Raw genomic sequence first — 534 nt, 5'->3', positions numbered from 1 at the left:
TTTGTATCGCTTATTACCTTTTTGAATTAAATATTTATCTTTGTATTTCACAACGTGAATAGGATTGTTTAAACCGTCCTCATAAATAGAACTTGCTAAACGTTCAATAAATTCTTGTGATGGTCTACTTGGGTTTAATTCAAACACTTGTAATTTTTCCAATGGTATTTTTACAATCTTTCTTGTTGTCACTTCATTTGTTTGAGTATCTTCAACAATTGCCAAATCACTTTCTTTATCAAATACTTCACTTTCTGTTTTCTTATGATCTTCATTTTCTTTCTCCTCAAATTGAATTTCATTTACACCTTGCTCAATTAAAAAATCTTTAAAGGCTCGGTCTTGTTGTTTTTCTGTTTGATACTCATTTGTATCTAATTTTAATGAATAACGTTTTCTTAATCTTTTACCGTTTTTATCAAAACCCTTTGAAATTCTTGTACTTAACGTTACTGTATCATTTTTTATTTTTCTTTCTATCTTACACATTTTTCTTTTTCCTCCATGTCATATAAGTATTTTAAAATAACCATT

At 27.0% G+C, this 534-nt stretch carries 1 protein-coding gene; it reads right to left on the bottom strand.

The features are described 5' to 3' along the window. On the bottom strand, nucleotides 1–489 hold a 489-nt coding region (locus GQF29_RS18290), incomplete at its 3' end, for a ParB N-terminal domain-containing protein (RefSeq protein ID WP_160340887.1). Nucleotides 490–534 lie beyond the last annotated feature (45 nt).

Origin of the sequence: Coprobacillus cateniformis, from assembly GCF_009767585.1 — a bacterium.
In the GTDB taxonomy this organism is placed as follows: domain Bacteria; phylum Bacillota_I; class Bacilli_A; order Erysipelotrichales; family Coprobacillaceae; genus Coprobacillus; species Coprobacillus cateniformis.
The sequence above is the reverse complement of the archived record's forward strand: the minus strand, read 5'-3'. Positions and strand labels throughout refer to the sequence as shown.